This is a genomic window from Dysgonomonas sp. Marseille-P4677 (assembly GCF_016652235.1).
Classification (GTDB): domain Bacteria; phylum Bacteroidota; class Bacteroidia; order Bacteroidales; family Dysgonomonadaceae; genus Dysgonomonas.
In genome coordinates this window covers 35,212-42,682 of record NZ_JAEPKU010000022.1, presented here as the reverse complement: position 1 = coordinate 42,682, position 7,471 = coordinate 35,212, and the positions used below count along the sequence as shown (strand labels likewise).

The 7,471-nt window shown below is 35.8% G+C and carries 6 protein-coding genes; 4 read left to right on the top strand and 2 right to left on the bottom strand.

Annotated elements, in window-relative coordinates; all coding sequences use genetic code 11:
- The first annotated feature begins 105 nt into the window (after nucleotides 1-105).
- A complete protein-coding gene (mazG, locus tag JGH11_RS06485; RefSeq protein ID WP_201110760.1) occupies nucleotides 106-888 on the top strand; it encodes a nucleoside triphosphate pyrophosphohydrolase in 783 nt (260 codons plus the stop codon).
- Nucleotides 889-970: 82 nt separating this feature from the next.
- On the opposite strand, the gene JGH11_RS06480 is transcribed toward mazG, so the two are convergent.
- Both JGH11_RS06480 and JGH11_RS06475 read right to left on the bottom strand, forming a co-directional pair.
- Nucleotides 971-2,068 carry a glycosyltransferase gene (locus JGH11_RS06480; RefSeq protein ID WP_201110759.1) on the bottom strand — a complete coding sequence of 366 codons (1,098 nt, stop codon included), beginning with the start codon at nucleotides 2,066-2,068 and terminating at the stop codon, nucleotides 971-973.
- Nucleotides 2,069-2,121: 53 nt separating this feature from the next.
- Complete coding sequence (locus JGH11_RS06475; protein ID WP_201110758.1) at nucleotides 2,122-2,724, bottom strand: hypothetical protein; 603 nt, start codon at nucleotides 2,722-2,724, stop codon at nucleotides 2,122-2,124.
- 339 nt (nucleotides 2,725-3,063) lie between these two features.
- Here JGH11_RS06475 and JGH11_RS06470 point away from each other — a divergent pair, with 339 nt between their 5' ends.
- The 3 genes from JGH11_RS06470 to JGH11_RS06460 all read left to right on the top strand — a co-directional run bounded on the left by JGH11_RS06470 (nucleotide 3,064) and on the right by JGH11_RS06460 (nucleotide 7,193).
- Nucleotides 3,064-5,277, top strand: coding sequence for a bifunctional (p)ppGpp synthetase/guanosine-3',5'-bis(diphosphate) 3'-pyrophosphohydrolase (locus JGH11_RS06470; RefSeq protein ID WP_201110757.1), 2,214 nt, complete (start codon nucleotides 3,064-3,066; stop codon nucleotides 5,275-5,277).
- Between the two features lie 273 nt (nucleotides 5,278-5,550).
- Entirely contained in the window at nucleotides 5,551-5,802 is a 252-nt protein-coding gene (locus JGH11_RS06465; protein WP_201110756.1) for a hypothetical protein, read from the top strand.
- 77 nt (nucleotides 5,803-5,879) lie between these two features.
- On the top strand, nucleotides 5,880-7,193 hold the full coding sequence (locus tag JGH11_RS06460; RefSeq protein WP_201110755.1) for a solute carrier family 23 protein: 1,314 nt from the start codon (nucleotides 5,880-5,882) through the stop codon (nucleotides 7,191-7,193).
- The last annotated feature ends 278 nt before the right edge of the window (nucleotides 7,194-7,471 follow it).

The following is a 7,471-nucleotide window of genomic DNA, read 5'->3' as shown; positions in this document are numbered from 1 at the left end:
ATATAGGGTGGGATAATTTTAAAAAGCAAAAATAATTTATATAACTAATAACTATAGAAAAGCAGATTTGAAAGAATCTGCTTTTTTCTCTTAATAGATTTAATTATGCATTCAAAAGAACAGAAATTGCAGGCCTTCGGGCGTTTACTCGATATTATGGACGAACTTCGGGTGAAATGTCCTTGGGATGCAAAGCAGACGAATGAAAGCCTTCGTACAAATACGATTGAAGAGGTTTATGAGCTATGTGAAGCAATTATACAAAATAGTGATGAAGCAATAAAAAAAGAACTTGGAGATGTCCTTTTACATGTAATTTTTTACTCTAAGATAGGAGAGGAAAAAGACGCGTTTGATGTTGCTGATGTCTGCAATACTTTGTGCGATAAATTAATCTTCAGGCATCCTCATGTATTTGGGGACGACGCTGCAAAAACGGCAGGTGAAGTAGAAAAATCGTGGGAGCAGATAAAACTGAAAGAAAAAGGAGGAAATAAAACAGTATTAGAAGGGGTACCCTCTTCATTGCCTTCTATTGCAAAGGCTCACCGTATACAGGATAAAGCCCGTAATGCAGGATTTGATTGGGAAAAGAAAGAAGATGTATGGGATAAAGTATCCGAAGAATTTTTGGAGCTTAAAGCTGAAATATCAAATATGGACGGTGACAAAATGGAAGCTGAATTTGGAGACCTATTCTTTAGTATGATCAATGCAGCCCGTTTGTATAAGGTAAATCCAGATAATGCATTGGAACGAACCAACCAGAAATTTATTCGGCGTTTCAATTATATTGAACAGGAAGCTATACGTCAGGGTAGGAAGTTGAAGGATATGACTTTGGGCGAAATGGATGCTTTGTGGGATGAGGCTAAGAAGAGATTATAAGTGAGCTTCTGGTTTAGCGAGTGGTAAACGTAAAATAAGAAGAGGTAGTTTCTTTAGAAGTTACCTCTTCTTATTTTATTATCTATTTATTCCAAAAATCCAGATACTTTTTTGCAACACTCACATAATCATGATTCTTTTCTACAAACTCGCGGCTTCTTCTTGAAATCTCAGGAATATCCTTTTTATTCAATATGAGCCATTCCAGTTTATCAAATACATCATCTTCGTGAGGGTGTACATTCACTATCGGCTGATTGGATGTGTCTCCGTACAGCTCGTAGATGTACGGTTCACCACCACCCACTACAACTTTGCCTTGCGCCATAGCCAATAGTGCATTCATGGCAGGGGTATGGGAATATAATTGGTCTAACACCACATGTGCTTGAGACATCAATTGTTGATATACATCGTAACTAACCGATTCCACCCTTGTAACGATTGCTTTATCAGGATATTTTTCTTTAATCCTTTCCAAGGCTTTTTCCATAACATCAGTACCTTTAAATTTCTCCCTTACTTTGTTGATACCAATAAAGAAATTGACCTTTTCAGGTTCTTCTGGTATTGGTTGGAATTCAATCTCGGCAGTATTCATCGGTAAAGGGATATATTTTACCTTATTCGCAAAATAAGGTTCGTAAGCTTTGTAGTATTCATATAAGCAGGCAGCAATACCGTCTACAGATTGGGCCAGGCTCCTATTGAAGGATTCAAGAGGCGTGCCTATCCATTTGTCGATAAAGCGTTGGTTGAAGTCTACATTTATTGGTTTTCCATCAACAAAAAATTCCGAGTAGTCGAATATTTTGTTTCCTAAGCAAGCTTCTACCCAATAGGAGTCATCTCCAAAAGCTCCCATAAAAACTTTCTTATTGTTTTTTCTAAGCTTTTTGTATAGATGGTTATTCACACGTACATTTTGTGTGGTGAAGCACGGATTTATGAGTTGTACTACATCGTAGCCTTTAAATTTTTTGAATTTATCGAGCACCGACATCAGGCTTGTAAATGTATCTATTATACCGGAGCTTTTACGACTCAGATCTATATCACGCGGATAATTTTTAAATCCGTCTCCATCCGAGGCGGTTAATACTTCGTGACCTAAAGAGCGTAGGCCCTCAGCAAGAGTAAGGTGTGCCCGGCTATATTCGCCTATTAGTAGAATTTTCATGTGTTTTGTTTGTTTTGTGCAAAGATAACTATTTAATTATAGATGATATATTTTCAAATTAAGTCTTTTTTCTTTACGATAAATGTGTCCTTATCATTGATATATAATACCGGGAACAAGTTGTCTTCACGCCAATCGGGATTTCGCTTTGTTAAGTCATTATTGAAGAAGGCTCTGATAAAGAAATCAGAATCATTATCTTCATTATGTATCAATATAGATTTCTTTTTGAAAGATTCTTTGTGCTTGTCCAGTATATCATCTAAAGATAATTCTTTAGCTAAATTTATAATGTTGTATTTGTCGTGCCGACGGCTATTATTTGCAAAAACTGTATATACATAGCCTCCTTTTTCTCCGATTGGTTTTGCCAGACATATATGAAATGAACCTTCGGTAGCCATCATCGTTTTCTGGAGATGTTTCTTCATCGTTTTTAGCCAGATAGTACCAATGACGAAGAAAATCAGATAGGGTATGATATACCATGAAACAAGCATATCATTATTAAATAAATAGAGTATTCCTATTAAGCCAACAAAAAGAAAGCATACAGGAGGAAGCATTAATATTGTTTTCCACCACTGAGTATTTTTTAAGTAGCTCATCTTGAAACTGTAATCTTTTTCTAATTTAGCGTAATCGTTAGGTTTCATATAATAATATATCTTTTCTTATTCTGGATTAAAGTAGATTCTTTTTTTGTTGAGGATGAATTCCGGTGTGAAAATACTCTTTAATTCCGACTAAATAGTTCATTCTACTCGGATTTTCGATAATATATTGTTCTAAATTAACTTTCTTTCATAAATATTATTAGAGAAAATAAAGAACTCTTTTCGCGACAATTATATTCTCTTATATAAGTCAGAAGATTTAAAATGAGTAAAAATAGAAACATCAATAGTGAAAAGGATGTAATACTATCAGAAAAGAATTAATTTTACAGGTAATTTTCAGAAACCGTATTATCCCATAATTATATTTTTTAGGCGATGGATAATAACAACTACCCGGTATATAATGCCAATGGATTGACCTATTCGAAGTTTAAGAGGCTGATGAAGGGGTTGGAAACTACATTGTCAGCCGAAGATTTACAAAAACTGAGACCTGTTGTAAAGAAAGCAATGGGCGAAGGAGTTTATTATAAAGATGAAAAAGTAGGTAGTATTACCGACCTTACAGTTAGTACATGTATTATATTGATGGAAGAACTCGGTTTGAAGAGTGCTTCTATTATTGCATTGATCCTCTATCGTCCGGTCGTCCATAAGTCTCTATCTATAACCGATGTACAAAAGCTCTTTGGTCAGGATATAGCAGATATAGTATCCGGCTTGATAAAAGTGAATGCATTGGAGATGAACGAGTCTGCGATAGCATCGGACAATTATATCAAACTTTTGATTTCTTTGGCTGAAGATATGCGGGTGATTCTGATTAAGATAGCCAGTCGTTTGCACAAAATCAGATGTGCCGAGAAATACAACGAGCAATATAGGATGAAGCTTGCTGTCGAAGTTTCATACCTTTATACCCCTTTGGCTCACAAATTAGGATTGTACAATATAAAAACAGAATTCGAAGATCTTTATCTCAAATATACGGACAGGGAGGCATATGATTATATTCTGGCTAAAATAAGTGAAAGTAAGGCATCGCGTGATAAGTATATCGCAGAGTTTATTGCTCCGATTGATGAAAAACTGAAAGAAACAGATTTGAGGTATGACATCAAAGGACGTGTGAAATCTATTTCATCGATAAATAATAAATTGAAGAAACAAAAAATAGATTTTGAATCTATATATGACCTATTTGCAATTCGTATAATTCTTAACTCTCCATTAGAAAAAGAAAAGGCCGAATGTTGGCAGGCATATTCTATTGTTACGGATATGTATACACCTAATCCAAAGCGATTGAAAGACTGGCTGTCTATCCCTAAAAGCAATGGGTATGAATCTTTACATACCACAGTAATGGGGCCCGGATCCCGTTGGGTTGAGGTGCAGATTCGTACACGTCGTATGGATGAGATAGCAGAGAGAGGATTAGCTGCGCATTGGAAGTATAAAGGAGTAAAGAGCCAATCAAAAATGGATGACTGGCTTGCGGGACTGCGCGAAATGCTTGAGAATAATAGTATGGATTCGGGGGAAAAACTTGAGAATTTCAAACTGGATCTTTATGATGATGAAATTTATGTTTTTACGCCTAAGGGCGATTTGCATAAGCTACCGTATGGCGCCACAGTACTTGATTTCGCATTTTCTATTCATTCTCGTGTAGGTTCTACTTGTGTATCAGGATTGATAAACGGAAAGAATGTCTCTATTCGTCATAAATTGAAAAATGGAGATCAGATTGAAGTTGTAACTTCACCTAATCAATCTCCAAAACAAGACTGGCTTGGTTTTGTAACTACTTCGAAGGCTAAAAACAAAATACGTCAAAGCCTCAAGGAAGAAGCAAATAAACAGGTGGAGATAGCCAAAGAGATGGTGAAGAGGCGTGTCAAAAATCGGAAAATCGAGATAAATGAATCCGTTATGATGCGTCTGATCAAAAAACTGGGATTTAAGACAATTACCGATTTTTATATTAAAATAGCGGAGGAAAATCTGGACATAAATACAGTTATAGATCAGTATTTAGAACTGGAAAAGAAAGATTCTGAAACACACGAAAGGTATGAAGCTGTAAGTGCAGAGAAATATATTCCTCAAAATTTGGATATAACAAAAGAGGTCTCCAGTCGTGAAGAACTTATTCTGGATAAGAATCTTACCGGAGTAGATTATAAGCTAGCTAAATGTTGTAATCCTATATACGGAGATGAGATATTCGGATTTGTGTCTTCGCAAGGAATAAAAATACATCGCAGTAATTGTCCTAATGCCCATGATATGATTTCCCGTTTTGGTTATCGGGTTATTCCGGCCAGATGGTCGGGAAAATCGGGCTCTTCTTATACAGTAACCTTGCGTGTAATTGGTAATGATGATATTGGCATAATAAATAATTTGACATCTATTATTGCAAAAGAAGCAGGGATCAATATGCGTTCTATAAGCATCGACTCTAACGATGGGCTGTTTCATGGAAATATATCGGTAGTTCTGAATAATACGGATATGCTGAATGGGCTAGTGAAAAAACTGAAAACGGTGAAAGGAATAAAAGAAGTCAGTAGAATAAACTAGATAAAAAGAGCCTTTGAGAAAATTTATCTTGAAGGCTTTTTTGTTTATGGATATTCTGAATTTAAAGTTTTTCTCTGATTAATATAACGGAATATTAACGATATTTAAAGTGCTTAGGTTATCTTGTAAGATGTTCAGCCTTAGCTACAATATGGCTTAAATGTTAATAAATAAATCTCTTGGGTTATTCTATCAAAAGATACATAATAATTATTAACTTTGGCCCCGATTAGAAGAATAGCATATGCAAGGGCTATACAAACAAGCGTGAATATGATGCGGTTTATATTGATAATGTTCTTAATTGTGTATACAGGTGTACATGTAGCAGCAACGGAACTAATGCCCAGCGGAGAAGGAATGCGAACAGCATTCAGAGAAAAAAACTCTGAAGAAAAAGAAAGACGTAAAAAAGAAAAGAAAATTTCCGGCTATTTGAGAGCAGACTATTTAGTGTATTTAGTTATGATAAGTAGTGGAGCGTACATTCTAATCAGAAGAAAGTCTAAGAATATACATCTTTAATATATTTATACAGAAGCCGATATTTATTTTTCGGCTTTTTTTATGCTTAGTTGATAATGTGAAAAACAAATTTTAGAATGGAAGAGGTTGAAAAAAAAGTAGTATTGGGAATTAAAGAGAAACCGAAACCGGCTCAATGGCTATTGCTGAGTATACAGCATTTGTTTGCGATGTTTGGTGCAACGGTTCTGGTGCCCGCTCTAACCGGAATGAGTCCGGCTGTTGCTCTGATCTCAAGTGGTATAGGTACATTGGTCTTTATTGTGATTACTAAAGGTAAGGTTCCATCTTATCTTGGGTCGTCATTTGCATTTATTAACCCTATTATCGCAGTAAAAGCTTTAGAGTTAGACCCTGCTTCGGGTGTGGGGGTAGGTAGCTTTCTTGTGGGAAGTTTCCTTGTAGGGGTTACTTATTCTATTGTTGCGTTGATTATTGCAAAGGCTGGTACAGGTTGGTTGATGAAACTACTACCTCCTGTTGTAGTTGGTCCTGTTATTATGGTTATAGGGCTTGGGCTTTCGGTTACAGCAGTAAATATGTCAACAAATAATCCTGCTGGAGATTATGACCTTACTTATGTATTAGTAGGACTAGTAACATTGACTATAACAATTTTAACCGCAATTTTTACACGAGGGTTCCTTAGCGTTATTCCAGTACTAGTCGGTATTATTGGTGGTTATGTTTTTTCTCTAATACTTGGTATTGTCGATTTGCAACCTGTTATAAATGCAAACTGGGTACAATTACCTCCATTCGAGATTCCATTCGTGCATTATACGCCATCATTTACATGGCGGGTCCTTTTGATGATGGTTCCTGTTGCTATTGTACCTATAGCTGAACACATAGGGCATCAGTTGGTGCTAAGTAAAGTTGTAAATAAAGATCTGATAAAAGATCCTGGGCTAGATCGTTCAATGTTGGGTGATGGTCTTGCAACAATGATAGCAGGAGCAATCGGTGGACCTCCGGTGACAACATACGGTGAAAATATTGGTGTACTAGCCATCACACGTGCATTTAGTATCTATCTGTTTATTGGAGCTTCCATATTTGCTATTTTATTTGGCTTTTGTGGTAAAATAGCCGCCTTGTTAACCACCATTCCTACTCCTGTAATGGGTGGGGTGTCAATATTATTATTCGGTATTATTGCATCTAGTGGTTTGCGTATGTTGGTTGAAAATAAAGTTGATTTTAGCCGTAAGCGCAACCTTATTATTGCATCTGTTATCTTAGTAATCGGTATCGGTGGTGCAGCTATTCACATAGGTAAGGTATTTTCACTGGAAGGGATGGCATTGGCTTCTATTATAGGAGTTATTCTTAATCAAATACTGCCGGGAAAACAAGTCGTAGACTTCGATGAGATGTTTAAAGATTAATTAGTAGTATAAAATACAAAAAATGAGTTAGAGATTGCGGCATAAAAGCAGCTACAATCTCTAACTCATTTTTTATGTTCGTAATCTAATTTGGTTATTGGCAGCTATTCTTATGATATATCTTACACCTTATTAAGGTTGTTTTCCTTATTTAGCATATTTTATGTTTGAGCCTTATCCCTTTATGTATTTTTACTTTTTATTTCTGCTTTGGCCTGAATTGCTTTGATAATAGCTGTAATGTTGATAGAATGGGCTTCTTGTTGGGGGCTTTTGTT